At 63.0% G+C, this 17,129-nt stretch carries 18 protein-coding genes, 1 tRNA gene and 1 pseudogene; 13 read left to right on the plus strand and 7 right to left on the minus strand.

What is annotated here, in order from left to right; all coding sequences use genetic code 11:
* Positions 1–28: 28 nt before the first annotated feature.
* The 3 genes and pseudogenes from N5D30_RS11125 (at position 29) to N5D30_RS11135 (ending at position 3,709) form a co-directional block, all read left to right on the plus strand.
* A complete protein-coding gene (locus N5D30_RS11125; RefSeq protein ID WP_279909052.1) occupies positions 29–997 on the plus strand; it encodes an AraC family transcriptional regulator in 969 nt (322 codons plus the stop codon).
* On the plus strand, positions 994–1,749 hold the full coding sequence (locus N5D30_RS11130) for a spermidine synthase (protein ID WP_220814213.1): 756 nt from the start codon (positions 994–996) through the stop codon (positions 1,747–1,749). Before N5D30_RS11125 ends, N5D30_RS11130 begins: the two co-directional genes overlap by 4 nt.
* Positions 1,750–1,977: 228 nt before the next feature.
* Positions 1,978–3,709, plus strand: a pseudogene (locus N5D30_RS11135) (DEAD/DEAH box helicase).
* Positions 3,710–3,780: 71 nt separating this feature from the next.
* Here the strand turns inward: N5D30_RS11135 and N5D30_RS11140 are convergent.
* Positions 3,781–4,044, minus strand: a complete 264-nt coding sequence (locus N5D30_RS11140; RefSeq protein ID WP_279909053.1) for a DUF4404 family protein — start codon at positions 4,042–4,044, stop codon at positions 3,781–3,783.
* A 360-nt stretch (positions 4,045–4,404) separates the two neighbouring features.
* Here N5D30_RS11140 and N5D30_RS11145 point away from each other — a divergent pair, with 360 nt between their 5' ends.
* The 3 genes from N5D30_RS11145 (at position 4,405) to N5D30_RS11155 (ending at position 6,078) form a co-directional block, all read left to right on the plus strand.
* Complete coding sequence (locus N5D30_RS11145; RefSeq protein WP_279909056.1) at positions 4,405–4,797, plus strand: hypothetical protein; 393 nt, start codon at positions 4,405–4,407, stop codon at positions 4,795–4,797.
* Between the two features lie 94 nt (positions 4,798–4,891).
* Positions 4,892–5,284: a hypothetical protein gene (locus N5D30_RS11150; RefSeq protein ID WP_279909057.1), complete on the plus strand. Its 393-nt coding sequence runs from the start codon at positions 4,892–4,894 to the stop codon at positions 5,282–5,284.
* 188 nt (positions 5,285–5,472) lie between these two features.
* The gene (locus N5D30_RS11155) at positions 5,473–6,078 is read left to right on the plus strand and encodes a hypothetical protein (protein ID WP_279909059.1); all 606 of its coding nucleotides are present in this window, start codon (positions 5,473–5,475) and stop codon (positions 6,076–6,078) included.
* A 38-nt stretch (positions 6,079–6,116) separates the two neighbouring features.
* Here N5D30_RS11155 and N5D30_RS11160 read toward each other — a convergent pair whose 3' ends face one another.
* Together N5D30_RS11160 and N5D30_RS11165 are read right to left on the minus strand one after the other, a co-directional pair.
* Positions 6,117–6,779 (minus strand): HAD family phosphatase, encoded by a 663-nt coding sequence (locus N5D30_RS11160; RefSeq protein ID WP_279909060.1) that lies wholly within the window; start codon positions 6,777–6,779, stop codon positions 6,117–6,119.
* Positions 6,780–6,836: 57 nt separating this feature from the next.
* The gene (locus N5D30_RS11165) at positions 6,837–7,253 is read right to left on the minus strand and encodes a thioesterase family protein (RefSeq protein ID WP_279909062.1); all 417 of its coding nucleotides are present in this window, start codon (positions 7,251–7,253) and stop codon (positions 6,837–6,839) included.
* Positions 7,254–7,369: 116 nt separating this feature from the next.
* On the opposite strand from N5D30_RS11165, the gene N5D30_RS11170 reads away from it, so the two are divergent.
* The gene (locus N5D30_RS11170; protein WP_279909063.1) at positions 7,370–8,071 is read left to right on the plus strand and encodes a VacJ family lipoprotein; all 702 of its coding nucleotides are present in this window, start codon (positions 7,370–7,372) and stop codon (positions 8,069–8,071) included.
* 59 nt (positions 8,072–8,130) lie between these two features.
* On the opposite strand, the gene N5D30_RS11175 is transcribed toward N5D30_RS11170, so the two are convergent.
* A complete protein-coding gene (locus tag N5D30_RS11175; protein ID WP_220814204.1) occupies positions 8,131–8,430 on the minus strand; it encodes a PilZ domain-containing protein in 300 nt (99 codons plus the stop codon).
* Positions 8,431–8,642: 212 nt separating this feature from the next.
* On the opposite strand from N5D30_RS11175, the gene rssB reads away from it, so the two are divergent.
* Both rssB and rssC read left to right on the plus strand, forming a co-directional pair.
* Complete coding sequence (gene rssB / locus N5D30_RS11180) at positions 8,643–9,827, plus strand: two-component system response regulator RssB (protein ID WP_220814203.1); 1,185 nt, start codon at positions 8,643–8,645, stop codon at positions 9,825–9,827.
* The gene (gene rssC, locus N5D30_RS11185; RefSeq protein WP_220814202.1) at positions 9,824–10,318 is read left to right on the plus strand and encodes an anti-sigma factor antagonist RssC; all 495 of its coding nucleotides are present in this window, start codon (positions 9,824–9,826) and stop codon (positions 10,316–10,318) included. The genes rssB and rssC overlap by 4 nt, the downstream gene beginning before the upstream one ends.
* Positions 10,319–10,381: 63 nt before the next feature.
* On the opposite strand, the gene tal is transcribed toward rssC, so the two are convergent.
* Both tal and dusA read right to left on the minus strand, forming a co-directional pair.
* Complete coding sequence (gene tal, locus N5D30_RS11190; protein WP_279909064.1) at positions 10,382–11,305, minus strand: transaldolase; 924 nt, start codon at positions 11,303–11,305, stop codon at positions 10,382–10,384.
* Positions 11,306–11,381: 76 nt separating this feature from the next.
* Positions 11,382–12,374 (minus strand): tRNA dihydrouridine(20/20a) synthase DusA, encoded by a 993-nt coding sequence (gene dusA, locus N5D30_RS11195; RefSeq protein WP_279909065.1) that lies wholly within the window; start codon positions 12,372–12,374, stop codon positions 11,382–11,384.
* 132 nt (positions 12,375–12,506) lie between these two features.
* On the opposite strand from dusA, the gene N5D30_RS11200 reads away from it, so the two are divergent.
* The gene (locus N5D30_RS11200; RefSeq protein ID WP_220814199.1) at positions 12,507–12,809 is read left to right on the plus strand and encodes a DUF2388 domain-containing protein; all 303 of its coding nucleotides are present in this window, start codon (positions 12,507–12,509) and stop codon (positions 12,807–12,809) included.
* A gap of 42 nt (positions 12,810–12,851) precedes the next feature.
* Here N5D30_RS11200 and N5D30_RS11205 read toward each other — a convergent pair whose 3' ends face one another.
* Entirely contained in the window at positions 12,852–14,135 is a 1,284-nt protein-coding gene (locus tag N5D30_RS11205) for an FAD-binding oxidoreductase (protein WP_279909066.1), read from the minus strand.
* Between the two features lie 185 nt (positions 14,136–14,320).
* On the opposite strand from N5D30_RS11205, the gene N5D30_RS11210 reads away from it, so the two are divergent.
* From N5D30_RS11210 to infC, 3 genes are all read left to right on the plus strand, one after another.
* A tRNA-Val gene (locus N5D30_RS11210) sits at positions 14,321–14,397 on the plus strand.
* 224 nt (positions 14,398–14,621) lie between these two features.
* Positions 14,622–16,544: a threonine--tRNA ligase gene (gene thrS, locus N5D30_RS11215; RefSeq protein WP_279909067.1), complete on the plus strand. Its 1,923-nt coding sequence runs from the start codon at positions 14,622–14,624 to the stop codon at positions 16,542–16,544.
* Positions 16,544–17,095: a translation initiation factor IF-3 gene (infC, locus tag N5D30_RS11220; RefSeq protein ID WP_220814265.1), complete on the plus strand. Its 552-nt coding sequence runs from the start codon at positions 16,544–16,546 to the stop codon at positions 17,093–17,095. The genes thrS and infC overlap by 1 nt, the downstream gene beginning before the upstream one ends.
* Positions 17,096–17,129 lie beyond the last annotated feature (34 nt).

Here is a 17,129-nt window from a genome sequence, read left to right on the forward strand (position 1 = left end):
GGACCTCTTCCGGTTAATTCAGGACTCCATGAGCAACCCGCCTTCGGTCACCGTCCACTACGCCCAGGCCATCCTCCAGGCCGCCGAGCGCCTGGCCCTGCCGCTGCCCGCCGAGCTGCGCCTGCTCGGCCAGGAGGTACGCATCCCGCTGGCGCGCCAGGAGGCCCTGTGGGAGGCCTTCTGCGCCGCCGCCCATGACCCGCTGATGGGCCTGCGCCTGGGCAGCGCCCTGCAGGTCGGGCATCTGGACATGGTCGGCGCGCTGCTGATGAGCTGCGAGACCCTGGGCGAGGCGCTGGAAGCGCTGCTGGAGTACTACCCCATCGTCGGCGAGGGCGGCGAGTTCGGTCTGGTCGAGGAGGGCGACCAGTTGCGCCTGGTCTACCTGCCGCACTATCAGGTGCGCCGCGAGGAACGGGTGGAAGCGGTGCTGGCCAGCCTCGTGCACATGGCGCGCTGGATCACCGGCGAGCGCATCCAGCCGCTGGAGTTGCACTTCGCCCATCCGCCGCGCGCGGCCGAGGCGCGCTACATCGAGCTGCTCGGCTGTCCGCTGCGCTTCGGCGCCGATGACAATGCCCTGGTGTTCGATCGCGCCGACCTGGGCATGCCGCTGATCCAGGCCAACGCGCTGATGCGCGAGCACCTGCGCGGCCTGGCCGACAGCCTGCTGGAGCGCCTCGGCAACCAGAGCCTGGCGGTGCGGGTGCAGCAACTGCTGCGCCAGCAGCCGCGCTGGGGCAAGGAGCGCATCGCCGAACAGCTGGAGCTGAGCGGCCGCCACCTGAACCGCAAGCTGGCCGACGAGGGCACCAGCTTCAAGCTGCTGCGCGACCAGGTGCTGCACCAGATGGCCGAACAGCGCCTGCGCGAATCGCCGCGGGTGGCCGAGGTCGCCGAGGGGCTCGGCTTCTCCGACGAGAGCGCCTTCGCCAAGGCCTTCCGGCGCTGGAGCGGGATCACGCCCGGGCAGTTCCGCCAGGGGCTCGGCCAATGAGCGACCTGCGCGAGGAAATCCTGCTGGAGGAAGTGCGCGACGACTGGGGCGTGATCCGCGTGCTGGAGGTGGGCGACTACCGCTTCCTCGAGTTCGGCGAGGCCATCGAGCAGAGCTGCACCTACACCCGCGATCCGGCCTGGCTGGAGTACGACTACACCCGCGCCATGCTGATCGGCGGCCTGTGCCACGAGGCGCCGGAGTCCGCGCTGTTCCTCGGTCTGGGCGGTGGCACCCTGACCCAGGCGTGCCTGAAGTTCCTGCCGCTGGACGACGTCGAGGTGATCGAACTGCGCCCCGACGTGCCGCGCCTGGCCATGCGCCACCTGGGCCTGGCCGACGACCCGCGCCTGACCGTGCGCATCGGCGATGCGCTGGAGCTGCTGGACAGCGCCGAGTCGGCCGACCTGATCTTCGTCGACCTCTACACCGACACCGGTCCGGCCGCCGGCCACCTGGCCTGGCGCTTCCTGGAGAACTGCCAGAAGCGCCTCAATCCCGGCGGCTGGCTGGTGATCAACCAGTGGGGCACCGACGACGGCCGCCCCTTGGGCGCGGCCCTGTTGCGCGGCCTGTACCACCGCCACTACTGGGAGATTCCGGTGAAGGAGGGCAACGTCGTCCTGCTGGTGCCGGCGGACCTCGACCAGCCGCTCGGCCTCGATGCCCTCACGGCCCGCGCCGAGGCGCTCAAGCCGCGTCTGGGCTACTCCCTGCAGCCGCTGCTGGACGTGCTGCGCCCGGCCACCTGAGCGCGCCGTTCGGCCGGATGGCGCAAAATCCCGACCCGTAGTCAGCTTTTTCCTGTATGATTCGCGCCCGGCCAAAACTGGCCCCGTCAATTTCACGAAGCCCGGCTTCGCTGCTGGTCCGCCCGCGCGGACTACCCTTGACGTTTCATCCATCGTTTTCGCAAATACCCGTCGATCGGCTGCCAGGGTGACCCACAAGGTCTTACACGGCATGCGCAGCCTTTGTTCCTGGGTTTTTGCGGATGCACACAGAGGCAGACCCATGACCCAGGAAACCGGCACCTTTGCCGATCTCGGCCTTCATCCCGCCATTCTCGCCGCGCTGACCGCGGTCGGTTACGAAGAGCCGTCCCCCATCCAGGCCCAGGCCATCCCGATGATCCTGGCCGGCCACGACATGATTGGCCAGGCCCAGACCGGCACCGGCAAGACCGCCGCCTTCGCCCTGCCGATCCTCTCCAAGATCGACCCGGCCAAGCGCGAGCCCCAGGCGCTGATCCTCGCGCCGACCCGCGAACTGGCCCTGCAGGTGGCCACCGCGTTCGAGACCTACTCCAAGCAGATGCCCGGCGTCTCCGTGGTCGCCGTCTACGGCGGCGCGCCGATGGGCCCGCAGCTCAAGTCCCTGCGCATGGGGGCGCAGATCATCGTCGCCACCCCGGGCCGCCTGGTCGACCACCTGAGCCGTAACGACCAACTGCTGTCGACCATCCGCCACCTGGTGCTGGACGAAGCCGACGAGATGCTCAAGCTCGGCTTCATGGACGACCTGGAAGTGATCTTCCAGGCCATGCCGGCCACCCGCCAGAGCGTGCTGTTCTCCGCGACCCTGCCGCACTCCATCCGCGAGATCGCCGAGAAGCACCTGCGCGAGCCGAAGCACGTCAAGATCGCGGCCAAGACCCAGACCGTGTCGCGCATCGAGCAGGCGCACCTGATGATCCACGCCGATCAGAAGATCAATGCCGTGACCCGCCTGCTGGAAGTCGAGGACTTCGACGCCCTGATCGCTTTCGTGCGCACCAAGCAGGCCACCCTGGACCTGGCTGGCGCCCTGGAAGCCAAGGGCTACAAGGCCGCCGCGCTGAACGGCGACATCGCCCAGAACCAGCGTGAGCGCGTGATCGAATCGCTCAAGGACGGCCGCCTGGACATCGTGGTCGCCACCGACGTGGCCGCCCGCGGCATCGACGTGCCGCGCATCACCCACGTGCTCAACGTCGACATGCCGTACGACCCGGAGTCCTACGTGCACCGTATCGGCCGCACCGGCCGTGCCGGTCGCGATGGCCGTGCCCTGCTGCTGGTGACCCCGCGCGAGCGCCGCATGCTGCAGGTGATCGAGCGCGTCACCGGGCAGAAGGTCGGCGAGGTCAAGCTGCCCAACCCGCAGCAGGTGCTGGACGCCCGCATCAAGAAGCTCACCACCAGCCTCACTCCGCTCACCGCCGACGCGGAAGCCAGCCACGGCGCCCTGCTGGACCGCCTGATCGCCGACATCGGCTGCAGCCCGCGCGCCCTGGCCGCGGCCCTGCTGAAGAAGGCCACCGGTGGCCAGGCCCTGGATCTGGCCAGCGTCGAGCGCGAGCAGCCGCTGGTGCCGAGCGTCGGTGCCCCGCGCGAGCGCCGCGAGCGTGACGGCGACCGTCCCGAACGCTCGTACGACCGCGGTGACCGTGGCGAAGTCCGCGAGCGCCGCCCGATGGCTGCGCCGAGCGAAGGCAAGGCCCGCTGCCGCACCGCCTTGGGCGCGCGTGACGGTATCGCCGCGAAGAACCTGCTGGGCGCCATCCTCAACGAGGGCGGCCTGCAGCGCGACGCGATCGGCCGCATCCAGATCCGCGAGACCTTCAGCCTGATCGAGCTGCCGGAAGACGGCCTGGATCGTCTGCTCGGCAAACTCAAGGACACCCGCGTCGCCGGCAAGTCTCTGAAGCTGCGTCGCTACCGCGAAGACTGATTCAGAAGTCGATGTGCAGAACGCCCCCTCCGGCCAGGCCGGAGGGGGCGTTTTTCGTTGCGGGGCGAAAATCAGATACCCATGTTGGCTAGGCTCTGCAGGATGTTGCGCAGAGTGCCGGTCAGGGTGGGGTGCTGGCTCTCGAAGCGTTCGACCGCCAGGTTGACGCCGTCGACCAGGGTGGCGTCGGGGTCGCTGGCCAGCTCCCTGGCCAGCTTGAGGTCGATCTCCTGCATCAGTTCGAGCAGCGCGGCGCGATCATCGACGTCCAGCGGCGCGTCGGTCGCGAGCTCCTCGCGCAGTTGCTGAAAATGGTGCTGAAGGCGTTCGGACATGGTCGTCTCCTTTATGGCTATCGCAGAGTGGACCGGACCTTTCGTTCCGGGTTCGCTGCATCTGGCTGAAGGTTAATCCAGGCCGGGGATGCTTGCCTGATCCAGGGCAAGTTTTGGGTGTCAGGGTTTTCTGGTAGGAGTCAAGACCAAACCGCATTTTTCGACACCTCTCTAGACAGCCTTTGTGCTCATACATAGTCTTCGGGTGTGTCGATTTTCGTTCCACCGATGTCGCGTTTGATTTTCTTTGCTCGCATGGATACCAAGAAATTAGTGTATAAGGCTGCCCTGTGACATTTTGCAAGAGCATTATGAGGCAGTGACTTCGCTCAATAACAGTTATGTTCGGTCGAGGAAATCATGAAGGGATTCTTTAAGAAAGTTGTTGTGGCAGTCTTTCTATTATATTTGGTGTACATTCTTATGCCATATGCATGGCATCTTATGTGCAGTCAAGAAGAACTTGACGCCTTAAGCTGGAATGGGTATGGAGGGTGGGTCAGTTTTTACGGCCCTATTCCTTACATTATCACCGGGGTCACATTGATTTCTCTAGTTGGTCTTCACCAGCTTAAGAGGTGGGGGAGAACGTTGTTTCTAATAATAGTCATAATTTCCGGGCTTATTACGCCGATGTTTGGGCTTATCGTTCAAGGTGGATTCGACTCATTAATTTCCTATTTTCTCGTGATTGGAATCGGCGCCATCATTTCAATGTCATATTTTTCAAGCATTACCGAGCAGCTTGATTAAATGTACATGGCAATATGCTCAAAGGGCTCATGTTGTTCGTTGGGTCGGGCTAAATCTCAACTTCTAACTACATGTCAACCAGAGTGAAGCACCGATGAATTTCAGAAACTATATTCTAGCAATCATTGTTGGCGCTTTCGTCCCGTGGCTAGCGGTTTCTCTGATTGGGAGCCTGGTGGCACGGCCGACTCCAGGGCACAACTGGATTGAGCTGTACTCGTTTGTAATTTCAGCCTTGCCAACTGTTGTAATTTCATCGGTAGCATCTTTGCTGTTAGTGTTTTTCGGGGCGAGGGAGACGACAAGCTATGTTCTTGCCTACGCAGCAGCGATTGCTTCTTTTCTCGCATTGATGAATCCTTGGCTACATGTGTCAGGGCTTATTGCCGGCTTGTCCGTATACTGGGATCAGTACTTGTATATGCTGATTGTGCCGGTATTGGGGCTGGCTTTGACTAATAGTTCGTTGAAGTCGGGGGAGGCCTGACACAGCCCCCTTGGCTAGTTTTCATTAACCTTGCTTTATTTATCTTTGCAAGGGGGTGTTGCCAATGCCTAAATATTTCAGGGGTCCATATCGCTTTAGAATTTGGCTCAAAAGCCATCTGCCTTGGTTGATAATTGATTGGGGTGTTGCTGCCAAAGGAGTCGACTGCGAACAGGCAGAAGGTAACCATGAGTGGTGCAACATCAACAGTAAAGAGAGTGGCTGCTACCACTGCAGGGTCGTGCGTGAAGGCCAGCTTTGGAAATAAGACAGAGAATGGCTCAAGCCGTTTGCTTCGCTCGTTGGATGAGCTAAACCCCGCCCTTGACCAACCGTTAGGTTTCACCATGTGCTACATGACCGTAATCAGCACCACATCAGAGGCGGATTTAACCCTGCTAAATACGCCTTTAATGCAGTTCTCAAGAAGCATCTCCGGAGTCCCAGAGGCAGAGCTTCTGCAGTATCCCCAAAAATGGTTTCTTGGTTCAAAGGATGGTTGTAGCTGCGGTTTTAGGCACCTTGACCGAGGCTCGGCAGACCTCGGATTTTCTCAGCCGGTAGACTGGTGGCCAGAAGATCAAGAAGATATAGATGCAACGCTACAGGCTTTAGAAGTATTCAGATCAATATTGGCTGGCGGCCATGATCTCGATTGCATTGATGCTTGGTGCAATGACAAAAAAGAGCCACCTATTCTGGTAGGCGAAATTTCAGTCAACTTGCAAGAAATGGAAGCCTCCAGCTTCCGTTTTTTCGAGGGCTATCGCTTCGAGTTCGTCGCAGGAGCCTAACGATACATTCAACTACCACGTCGTTTGCTACGGCGTGGCTAGGGTTTTTCGCCCTTGTCCCGGCGCGCCGCAAGATCGTGCAGGCATGCCGGCAGCTCGCCGGGGTGGTCGATTACCGAATGGGCACCGAGCCGGTACAGCTCCAGGGTGGCCTGGGCGCGCAGCTTCTCGCGCTCGGCGGCGGGCAGGGCCTGCCAGTCGGCCAGGGCCAGCCCGCACGGCGAGCCGCAGCTGGCCAGGCCGATGCACCAGAGTCCGGCATTCAGTCCTGCCTGCAGCAGGCGCGGCTCACTGGCGATCAGCACGCAGCCTTCCAGGCACTCCACCTGCAACAGGGCCAGCGCCTGCCAGAGGCTGTCAGGCGCCGGCCAGGGGCGGGCGTCTCCGGTACAGCAGAGGGTGACGTCGCGGGGCAGGGCGCTCGCCAGTAGCTGCGCGACTTCGGTGGGCAGTTCGTCCAGGGCGGCATGGGGCAGGCGCTGGAGAGCCAGTTCCTCCAGCAGCTCAATCACGCCGGGCAGCGCCTCGGCCCGCTCGTTCGCGCTGGCGAGCAGGCTGTCCAGCAGCTGCGGTTGCCGCAGGTCTTCGGGGCAGTCGCGCAGCCCCATATGCTGCAGGGCGACCGGCAGGGTGCGGGCGCCGTGGTCGACCAAGCAACCGGTCAAGCCGAACAGCAGGGCGGTGAACTGGGGGGCTGGCATGGCGACTCGTTTCCCGAAGCGTTCGGGGCAGGGTAGCGAGCGCCTGTGACGATCCGGTTACGACGGATCAACGCCCATCACCCGTCGCACGTCGTCGGGCACGGGCACCGAGGCGTTGCCGCCGTGGTCGATCCACACCAGCTTGCAGTGGCCCTCGCCGTAGCAGCTCTGCGGGTCTTCCAGGGTGCTCAGGCGGTGCTCGACCACCAGGCTGCTGCGCCCGACCGGGCCGGCGTATAGTTCGACTACCACGGTGGCGGGGTGGACCACCGGCTTCAGGTAGGTGTGCAGGGTCTGCAGCACCACCGGCCCTTGGGCGTCGTGGTCGATGTCCAGGCCCACGCTGGCGAACCAGGCCACCCGTGCTTCCTGGACGTATTCTAGGTAGACGGTGTTGTTGACGTGGCCGTAGTTGTCCATGTCGCCCCAGCGCACTGGGATATGGGCGGTATGGAGCAGGCGTTTTTCCGACATGCTGGAGTCCACTATGCTGCTGCCATACGGGACAGCGACGTTTATACTGCGCGGCCTGCAAGGATATCCGGCTGGCCACGGGCCGCCACACTACTGATGCGATGGGGAGACTGCAAATGCGAATGATCGGTGCGAGCTGGCTCGATCGTCTGGGCCGCCTGTGTGCCTGTGCCGCGATGGCCATGCTGCCGTTGGCGGCGAACGCGGCCGAGGAAGACCCCTGGGAGAGTTTCAACCGCCCGATCTTCCGCTTCAACGATACGCTCGACACCTACGCCCTGAAGCCCGTCGCCAAGGGCTACCAGGCGGTGACCCCGCAGTTCCTCGAAGACGGCGTGCACAACGTGTTCCGCAACATCGGCGACGTCGGCAACCTGGCCAACGACCTGCTGCAGGGCAAGGTGCACGATGCGGGCGTCGACGGCAGCCGCTTGATCTTCAACACTACCTTCGGCCTGCTGGGCTTCTTCGACGTGGCCAGCGAGATGGGCCTGCAGCGCAACGACGAGGACTTCGGCCAGACCCTGGGCGCCTGGGGGCTGGGCAGCGGTCCCTACCTGGTGATTCCGTTCCTCGGGCCCAGCACCGTGCGTGACGCCGGCGCCAAGATTCCCGACGGCTACCTCGGCCCGTACCCCTACATCGACCATGTACCGACCCGCAACGTCACCCGCGCCGTCAACGTGATCGATACCCGCGCCAGCCTGCTATCGGCGGAAAAGATGATGACCGGCGACAAGTACATCTTCATCCGCAACGCCTACCTGCAGAACCGCGAGTTCCGCGTGAAGGATGGCGAAGTGGTGGATGACTTCTGAGCCGTTCGCGGCAATGAAAAAGGCGGCCATTGGCCGCCTTCTTTCTTTCCGCCTGCAGGTCAGGTCATCGACAGGATGGCCAGGCCGATCGAACTCCGGCCGTCTTCCAGCTGAATGATGCGCACCACTTCGGCCTCGGCTTCCAGCCCCTTCAGTTCGCTGTGCTCGGAGGGGATGTGGACCTTCACCCTGTCGCCCATGGCCACCTGGCAGTCCGCCTCCACCTGCATGCCCGTGCTGGAGAGGTCGAGGCACTGGGCCTGGATTTCCTTGCCGGCGTGGTGGAGTGTGACGGGGGCTTCCAGTCGCATGCGGATGAAGTCGCGTTTCTCGCTGTAGGCGCGATCGTTCTGGCTCATGGACCTATCCTCTTGTTTTGGGACGCTCTCTGGAGGGTTTTATAACTCCCGCCGATTTGCGGTGTAAAGGCGCCCGGCGACAATCGGCTGGCCGCTTGAATCGCCCGGCGGATGGGAGTACCGTCTGCGCCTTGAATCGTCCGAGCACAGGTGTACAGTCTGTTCCGAGGCGCCAAATTCAACTTCTCCGGCGTCGTTTGCCTGGATGGCCCATGCATAAAACCAGCGCCAAGCTGCTGATTATCGATGATGACGAGGTGGTGCGTGCGAGCCTCGCGGCCTACCTCGACGACAGCGGTTTCCAGGTCCTGCAGGCCGGGAACGGGTTGCAAGGGCTGGAGGTGTTCGAGCGCGAGCGGCCCGAGGTGATCATCTGCGATCTGCGCATGCCGCAGATCGACGGTCTCGAGCTGATCCGCCGGATCAATGCGCTCAACAGCGAAGTCCCGGTCATCGTCGTGTCCGGCGCCGGGGTGATGAGCGATGCGGTCGAGGCCCTGCGCCTGGGCGCCGCCGACTACCTGATCAAGCCGCTGGAAGACCTGGCCGTGCTGGAGCATTCGGTGCGCCGCGCCCTGGATCGCTCCCACCTGCGCCTGGAGAACCAGCGCTACCGCGAGAAGCTGGAAACCGCCAACCGCGAGCTGCAGGCCAGCCTGCACCTGCTGCAGGAAGACCAGAACGCTGGGCGCCAGGTGCAGATGAACATGCTGCCGAACACGCCCTGGCAGGCCGACAGCCTGGAGTTCGCCCACCAGATCATTCCCTCTCTCTATCTGTCCGGCGATTTCGTCGACTATTTCCGGGTGGACGAGCGACGGGTGGCCTTCTATCTGGCCGATGTCTCTGGTCACGGCGCCTCGTCGGCATTCGTCACCGTGCTGCTCAAGTTCATGACCACACGCCTGCTCTACGAGTGGCGGCGCAATGGCGTGCTGCCCGAGTTCAAGCCGTCCGACGTGCTCGCCCACATCAACCGCGGGCTGCTCAACTGCAAGCTGGGCAAGCACGTGACCATGCTGGGCGGCGTGATCGACGAGGAGACCGGCCAGCTGACCTACAGCGTCGGCGGCCACCTGCCGTTGCCGGTGCTGTTCAGCGAGGGCAAGGCGAGCTACCTGGAAGGCCGCGGTCTGCCGGTCGGCCTGTTCGAGGACGCCAGCTACGGCGACCTGGCCGTGCAGCTGCCGCAGTCCTTCAGCCTGAGCCTGATGTCCGACGGTATTCTGGACCTTTTGCCCGGCGACACGCTCAAAGACAAGGAGGCCGCGCTCCCCAGGCTGGTGAGCGAGGCCGGAGGCACCCTCGACGGGCTGCGCCAGGTCTTCGGTCTGGCCAATCTGCGCGATATGCCGGATGATATTGCCTTGCTGGTGTTGAGCAGGAACCTTGCATGAACCCTGGGAATAGCCCCGGTAGGATCCAGTTCGCCGAGCAGGACGGAACCTTCGTCCTGAAGTTCGTCGGCGAAGTCCGCCTGACCTTGTGTTCGGCACTGGATTCAACGATCGAGAAGATTTTCACGGCGCTGAATTTTTCGGCGATCGTCATCGACCTGACGGAAACCCGCAGTATCGATAGCACCACCCTTGGCCTGCTGGCCAAGCTGTCCATCCTCTCCCGGCAGAAGATCGGCCTGTTGCCCACCGTGGTCACCACCCATGAGGACATCACGCGCCTGCTGCAGTCCATGGGCTTCGATCAGGTGTTCAACATCGTCGACCGGCCGATTCCCTGCCCGGAATGTCTGAGCGACCTGCCGTCCCAGGACCAGTCGGAAGAGGTGGTCAAGGCCAAGGTGCTGGAAGCGCACCGCATCCTCATGGGGCTCAACGAGTCCAACCGCGAGGCCTTTCACGACCTGGTGAGCGCGCTGGAGCGCAGCTAGCCGTCATCGATATGAAAAGGGGCGATGTCCACACGGACATCGCCCCTTTTGTTTTCTCCTGAATCAGCGGCGTGCGGCCAGCAGGGCCTCCAGCTTCTCCTGGTCGCGGGCGAACAGGCGGATGCCTTCCGCCAGCTTCTCGGTGGCCATGGCGTCCTCGTTCATGGTCCAGCGGAAAGCGCGCTCGTCCAGCGCCTGGCGGGGCTCGCCCGTGCTCGCCGTGAGCACGCGCGGCAACTCACCCTGGTCGTCGGCCAGTTGCTGCAGCAGCTCGGGGCTGATGGTCAGGCGGTCGCAACCGGCGAGCTGCTCGATCTGGCCGAGGTTGCGGAAGCTGGCGCCCATGACCACCGTGGAGTAGCCGTTGGCCTTGTAGTACTGGTAGATGCGCGCAACGGACTTCACGCCGGGGTCTTCCGCGCCGACGAAGTCGCGGCCTTCGGCCTTCTTGTACCAGTCGTAGATGCGCCCGACGAAGGGCGAGATGAGGAACACGCCGGCATCGGCACAGGACACGGCCTGGGCAAAGGAGAACAGCAGCGTCAGGTTGGTCTGGATGCCGGCCTTTTCCAGGCGCTCGGCGGCGCGGATGCCTTCCCAGGTGGAGGCGATCTTGATCAGCACCTGCTCGCGGCCGACGCCGGCCTGCTCGTAGAGTCCGATGATGCGCTCGGCGCGGGCCAGGGTGGCCTCGGTATCGAACGAGAGGCGGGCATCCACCTCGGTGGAAATGCGCCCGGGAATCACGTTGAGGATCTCCTGGCCGACGGCCACTCCGAAGCGGTCGCAGGCGAGTCCCAGGTCGCCGTCGCAGGCGCTCACGGCGCGGTCCAGCAGCTCGGTGTAACGGGGCAGGGCGGCGGCCTTGAGCAGCAGCGAGGGATTGGTGGTGGCGTCCACCGGCTTGAGCCGGCTGATGGCGTCGAGGTCGCCGGTGTCGGCGACCACGGTGGTGAACTGCTTGAGTTGGTCCAGCTTGGAGGTCATGACGAAGCCCTGTCTTTGCGATGACCTCGACCTTACCCGAGCCCCGAGGGGCGCTTCAACGTCTGGCTCGGGCTTTTCAGCGGCCGGCGAGCAGTTCGATGGCCTGGTCGAGCAGCGCCAGGGGCTCGCGGGTCTTGTGCACATCCACCGAGAGCAGCTGGCGGAAGCGGCGCGCGCCCGGGAAGCCCTGGGCGAGCCCCAGAATGTGACGGGTGATGTGGTGCATGGCGCCGCCTTCGGCGAGGTGTGCTTCGATGTAGGGGAGCAGGCGCGTCAGGGCCTCGGCCCGGCCGATCACGGGCTTGTCGAAGCCGAACAGCGCCTGGTCGACCTGGGCCAGCAGGTAGGGGTTGTGATACGCCTCGCGCCCCAGCATCACGCCGTCGAAGGTCTGCAGGTGATGCTGGCATTCATCGAGCGTCTTGATGCCGCCGTTGAGGATGATCTCCAGTTCCGGGAAGTCCTGCTTCAGCTGCGCCGCTACCTCGTAGCGCAGCGGCGGGACCTCGCGGTTCTCCTTCGGCGACAGACCCTCGAGGATGGCGATCCTCGCGTGCACGGTGAAGCTGGTACAGCCGGCATCGCGCACGGTGCCGACGAAGTCGCACAGCTCGGCGTAGCTGTCGCGGCCGTTGATGCCGATGCGGTGCTTGACCGTCACCGGGATGGCCACGGCGTCGCGCATGGCCTTCACGCAATCGGCCACCAGCTGTGGATGGCCCATCAGGCAGGCGCCGATCATGTTGTTCTGCACCCGGTCGCTGGGACAGCCGACGTTCAGGTTGACCTCGTCGTAGCCATGCGCCTCCGCCATCCGGGCGCAGGCGGCCAGGTCCGCCGGATCGCTGCCGCCCAGTTGCAGGGCGAGCGGGTGCTCGCAGTCGTGGTAGCGCAGGAAGCGCTGCGCATCGCCATGCAGCAGGGCGCCGGTGGTGACCATCTCGGTATACAGCAGCGCCTGGCGGGACAGCTGGCGCAGGAAGAAACGGCAGTGACGGTCGGTCCAGTCCATCATCGGCGCCACGGAGAAACGGCGGGAGAGGGCTGGGCGAGGGGAAGAATTCTGCATGGAGGAGCCGGAAAATACTGGAGCGGGACGCGGCCGGGCATTCTACCTCAGCGAGGGTGGCTGCTATACCTTCAACGAGGCCACGGGTAATCTCCCCGACCGAAATCAGTCCGCAATACAGGAGCTTGCATCATGCACGGCAAATATTGGCTGGCGGCGCTGGCCCTCGGGGTCAGCCTGTCGGCGAACGCGAGCAGTTTCGTCGTGACCACCGACGCGATGGTCAACACGGTGGATGGCATCAGCGATGTCACCTCGTCGGCCTTCGACGACAAGGTGGTGCGCGAGGCCAGGGACGATGCGGCCAGTTTCATCGCCAGCCAGGGCGATATCCGTGGCGCACGTCTGGAGGCGGCCTTGCGGCATGTCCGCGACCGCCTGCCGGAGCTGCGGGCGAGTGACCTCGAACTGGCGCAGGCCATACTCGTCCTGTAAGCAGAAACGGCGCCTGATGGCGCCGTTTCCCTTTCGGATCGTCTACACGCCCAGTTTGTCGCGCAGGCTGTAGTACCAGGCGCCCAGTGCGGTGAAGGGCACGCGGAACAGGCGACCGCCCGGGAAGGGGTAGTGCGGCAGATTGGCGAAGGCGTCGAAGCGCTCGGCCTGGCCGCGCAGGGCTTCCGCCAGCGCCTTGCCGGCCACGTGGGTGTAGGTGACACCATGGCCGCTGCAGCCCTGGGAGTAGTAGATGTTGTCGCCGATGCGACCGACCTGGGGCAGGCGCGACAGGGTCAGCAGGAAGTTGCCAGTCCAGGCGAAGTCGATCTTCACATCCTTCAGCTGCGGGAAGGTCTTGAGCATCTTCGGCCGGATGATCGCCTCGACGTCCGCCGGGTCGCGGGCACCGTAGATCACGCCGCCGCCGTAGATCAGGCGCTTGTCGCCAGAGAGGCGGTAGTAGTCCAGCAGGTAGTTGCAGTCCTCGACGCAGTAGTCCTGTGGCAGCAGGCTGCGCGCCAGCTCGTCGGACAACGGCTCGGTGGTGATCACCTGGGTGCCGCAGGGCATAGACTTGGACGCCAGTTCTGGCAGCAGGTTGCCCAGGTAGGCGTTTCCGGCGACCACCACGAACTTGGCCTTCACTCGGCCGCCGGGGGTGTGCACCACTGGGTTGGCGCCACGCTCGATGCGGATCGCCGGGCTCTGCTCGTGGATGACGCCGCCCAGGGATTCGACGGCGGCGGCTTCACCCAACGCGAGGTTGAGTGGATGGATGTGGCCGCCGCTCATGTCGAGCATGCCGCCGACATAACTGTCGGTATCCACCACTTCGCGGATGCGCTTGGCGTCGAGCAGCTCAAGCTGGGTGTGGCCGTAGCGCTCCCACAGCTTCTTCTGCGACTCCAGGTGCTTCATGTGCTTGGGTGTGTTGGCGGCGAACACGCCACCGTCCTTCAGGTCGCACTGGATGCCGTACTGGGCGATGCGCTCGCGGATGATACGACCGCCTTCGAAGGCCATCTGTCCGAGCAGCTGCGCTTGCTTGGCCCCGACGGTGCGCTCGATCACATCGATGTCGCGGCTGTAGCTGTTGACGATCTGGCCGCCGTTGCGGCCGGAGGCGCCGAAGCCGACCTTGGCCGCCTCGACGATGGTCACCTTGAAACCGTTCTCGAGCAGGAACAGGGCGGTGGAGAGACCGGTGTAGCCGGCGCCGATGATGCAGACATCGGTCTCGGTCTCGCCCTGCAGGGCCGGGCGCTCCGGCACCGGGTTGGCCGAGGCTGCGTAGTAGGACTGGGGGTAGGGGGTGTGCGTCATATTTTAACCTGCGTTTCTTATTTTTTACGGAATGAGCCGATGCTACCCGACTGGAAATGAGCCGGCTAGCCTCTGTGCAAAATTCTCAACGCAGCGCTGTGCAGCAAAAAATCCACTTTTTCAGTGGCTTAGCGAAAAAAGGTGTTGACACCCCGGCGAATCTCCCTAAAATGCGCCTCCATTGCAGGCACATAGCTCAGTTGGTTAGAGCACCACCTTGACATGGTGGGGGTCGTTGGTTCGAGTCCAATTGTGCCTACCAAATCCGAAAGGGGTCGTTCATACGACCCCTTTTTTATTGGCTGCTTGCCAGGGGCCAGGCTTTCTGGAAGCATCCGCGATTCCGTTTACCTCCAGTGACTGCGGTCTGTTCCGGTTGCCGCAAGGCTCCTGCCATCGTCTGGCAGGCATGCCGCCGGATCGCTTCCTGGCTCATCCCAACCCACGTGACCTTTGGTAGGGGTCACCACTAGGAGAGGAGGCGCCATGCCCATCATTACTCTTCCCGACGGCAGTCAGCGTTCGTTCGATCATCCCGTTTCCGTGCTCGAGGTGGCCCAGTCCATCGGCGCGGGCCTGGCCAAGGCCACCCTGGCCGGCAAGGTCGACGGCCGGCAGGTGGACGCCTGCGACCTGATCGAGAATGACGCGACCCTGCAGATCATCACGCCGAAGGACGAAGAGGGGCTGGAAATCATCCGTCACTCCTGCTCCCACCTGGTCGGTCACGCGGTCAAGCAGCTCTATCCGAACGCCAGGATGGTGATCGGCCCGGTGATCGAGGAAGGCTTCTACTACGACATCGCCATCGATCGCCCCTTCACTCCGGAAGACCTGGCGGCCATCGAGAAGCGCATGGCCGAGCTGATCGACAAGGATTACGACGTCATCAAGAAGATGACGCCGCGCGCCGAGGTCATCGAGGTATTCAAGTCCCGTGGCGAGGAATACAAGCTGCGCCTGATCGACGACATGCCGAATGAGCAGGCGATGGGGCTGTACTACCACGAAGAATACGTGGACATGTGCCGCGGTCCGCACGTGCCCAATACTCGCTTCCTCAAGTCCTTCAAGCTGACCAAGATTTCCGGCGCCTACTGGCGTGGCGACTCGAAGAACGAGCAGCTGCAGCGTATCTATGGCACCGCCTGGGCGGACAAGAAGCAGCTGGCGGCCTACATCCAGCGCATCGAGGAGGCCGAGAAGCGCGACCATCGCCGCATCGGTAAGCAGCTGGACCTGTTCCACCTGCAGGAAGAAGCGCCGGGCATGGTGTTCTGGCACCCGGGCGGCTGGACCGTCTATCAGGTGCTGGAGCAGTACATGCGCCAGGTCCAGCGCGAGAACGGCTACGTCGAGGTGCGCACGCCGCAGGTGGTCGACCGCATCCTGTGGGAGCGCTCCGGGCACTGGTCGAACTATGCCGAGAACATGTTCACCACCAACTCGGAAAACCGCGATTACGCGGTGAAGCCGATGAACTGCCCGTGCCACGTGCAGATATTCAACCAGGGTCTGAAGTCCTACCGTGACCTGCCGCTGCGCATGGCCGAGTTCGGCGCCTGCCACCGCAACGAGCCGTCCGGCGCGCTGCACGGCATCATGCGCGTACGTGGCTTCACCCAGGACGACGCGCACATCTTCTGCACCGAAGATCAGGTGAAGAAGGAGGCGGCCGATTTCATCAAGCTGACTCTGCAGGTGTATTCGGACTTCGGCTTCTCCGATATCTCCATGAAGCTGTCCACTCGCCCGGCCAAGCGCGTGGGTTCCGACGAGCTGTGGGATCGCGCCGAGGGCGCCCTGGCCGATGCGCTGAACGAGTCCGGCCTGGAGTGGGAATACCAGCCTGGCGAAGGTGCCTTCTACGGTCCGAAAATCGAGTTCACCCTCAAGGACTGCCTGGGGCGTAACTGGCAATGCGGCACTCTGCAGTACGATCCGAACCTGCCGGAGCGCCTGGATGCCAGCTATATCGCCGAGGACAACAACCGCAAGCGCCCGGTGATGCTGCATCGCGCGATTCTCGGCTCCTTCGAGCGCTTCATCGGCATGCTGATCGAGCACTACGCGGGCGCATTCCCGTCCTGGCTGGCTCCGATGCAGGCAGTGGTGATGAACATCACCGACAAGCAGGCCGATTTCGCCCTGGAAGTGGAGAAAACCCTCAACCAAAGCGGATTCCGTGCCAAGTCGGACTTGAGAAACGAAAAAATCGGCTTTAAAATCCGCGAGCATACTTTGCTCAAGGTTCCCTATCTGCTGGTTATTGGCGACAGGGAAGTTGAGACACGATCCGTTGCTGTGCGTACCCGCGAAGGTGTCGACCTGGGCTCCATGCCTCTGGAACAGTTCGCCGAACAGCTCAAGCAAGCGGTTTCCCGGCGTGGTCGCCAAGATTCGGAGTAATCACTATTAAGCGTGAAATGAGACAGGACAAGCGGGCCGTCCCGAAGGCACCGATCAACGAGAACATCACTGCGCGTGAAGTCCGCCTGATTGGCGCGGATGGCGAGCAAATTGGCATTGTTTCGATTGATGAGGCACTGCGTGTGGCTGAAGAAGCCAAGCTGGATCTGGTAGAGATTTCAGCTGACGCCGTCCCGCCAGTTTGCCGGATCATGGACTACGGCAAGCACCTGTTCGAGAAGAAGAAGCAAGCTGCTATCGCGAAGAAGAACCAGCACCAGCAGCAGATCAAAGAAATCAAGTTTCGTCCAGGGACGGAAGAAGGGGATTACCAGGTAAAACTACGCAACCTGGTACGTTTCCTTAATGAAGGGGACAAGGCCAAGGTATCCTTGCGATTCCGTGGTCGTGAGATGGCCCACCAGGAGCTGGGCATGGAGCTGTTGAAGCGGGTCGAAGCCGACCTCGCCGAAATCGGCACCGTGGAACAGCATCCCAAGCTGGAAGGACGCCAGCTGATGATGGTCATCGCTCCCAAGAAGCGTAAATAACCTCCCGGGCACTGGCAGGCCTGATGGTTATCAG

Origin of the sequence: Pseudomonas sp. GD03875 (genome assembly GCF_029840585.1) — a bacterium.
GTDB lineage: Bacteria > Pseudomonadota > Gammaproteobacteria > Pseudomonadales > Pseudomonadaceae > Aquipseudomonas > Aquipseudomonas paralcaligenes.

Excerpts from the sequence above, each read along its gene's own strand:
- N5D30_RS11125 (WP_279909052.1), top strand. The coding sequence starts at position 29 with ATGAGCAACCCGCCTTCGGTCACCGTCCACTACGCCCAGGCCATCCTC.
- N5D30_RS11130 (WP_220814213.1), top strand. The coding sequence starts at position 994 with ATGAGCGACCTGCGCGAGGAAATCCTGCTGGAGGAAGTGCGCGACGAC.
- N5D30_RS11140 (WP_279909053.1), bottom strand. The coding sequence starts at position 4,044 with ATGTCCGAACGCCTTCAGCACCATTTTCAGCAACTGCGCGAGGAGCTC.
- N5D30_RS11145 (WP_279909056.1), top strand. The coding sequence starts at position 4,405 with ATGAAGGGATTCTTTAAGAAAGTTGTTGTGGCAGTCTTTCTATTATAT.
- N5D30_RS11150 (WP_279909057.1), top strand. The coding sequence starts at position 4,892 with ATGAATTTCAGAAACTATATTCTAGCAATCATTGTTGGCGCTTTCGTC.
- N5D30_RS11155 (WP_279909059.1), top strand. The coding sequence starts at position 5,473 with ATGAGTGGTGCAACATCAACAGTAAAGAGAGTGGCTGCTACCACTGCA.
- N5D30_RS11160 (WP_279909060.1), bottom strand. The coding sequence starts at position 6,779 with ATGCCAGCCCCCCAGTTCACCGCCCTGCTGTTCGGCTTGACCGGTTGC.
- N5D30_RS11165 (WP_279909062.1), bottom strand. The coding sequence starts at position 7,253 with ATGTCGGAAAAACGCCTGCTCCATACCGCCCATATCCCAGTGCGCTGG.
- N5D30_RS11170 (WP_279909063.1), top strand. The coding sequence starts at position 7,370 with ATGCGAATGATCGGTGCGAGCTGGCTCGATCGTCTGGGCCGCCTGTGT.
- N5D30_RS11175 (WP_220814204.1), bottom strand. The coding sequence starts at position 8,430 with ATGAGCCAGAACGATCGCGCCTACAGCGAGAAACGCGACTTCATCCGC.
- rssB (WP_220814203.1), top strand. The coding sequence starts at position 8,643 with ATGCATAAAACCAGCGCCAAGCTGCTGATTATCGATGATGACGAGGTG.
- rssC (WP_220814202.1), top strand. The coding sequence starts at position 9,824 with ATGAACCCTGGGAATAGCCCCGGTAGGATCCAGTTCGCCGAGCAGGAC.
- tal (WP_279909064.1), bottom strand. The coding sequence starts at position 11,305 with ATGACCTCCAAGCTGGACCAACTCAAGCAGTTCACCACCGTGGTCGCC.
- dusA (WP_279909065.1), bottom strand. The coding sequence starts at position 12,374 with ATGCAGAATTCTTCCCCTCGCCCAGCCCTCTCCCGCCGTTTCTCCGTG.
- N5D30_RS11200 (WP_220814199.1), top strand. The coding sequence starts at position 12,507 with ATGCACGGCAAATATTGGCTGGCGGCGCTGGCCCTCGGGGTCAGCCTG.
- N5D30_RS11205 (WP_279909066.1), bottom strand. The coding sequence starts at position 14,135 with ATGACGCACACCCCCTACCCCCAGTCCTACTACGCAGCCTCGGCCAAC.
- thrS (WP_279909067.1), top strand. The coding sequence starts at position 14,622 with ATGCCCATCATTACTCTTCCCGACGGCAGTCAGCGTTCGTTCGATCAT.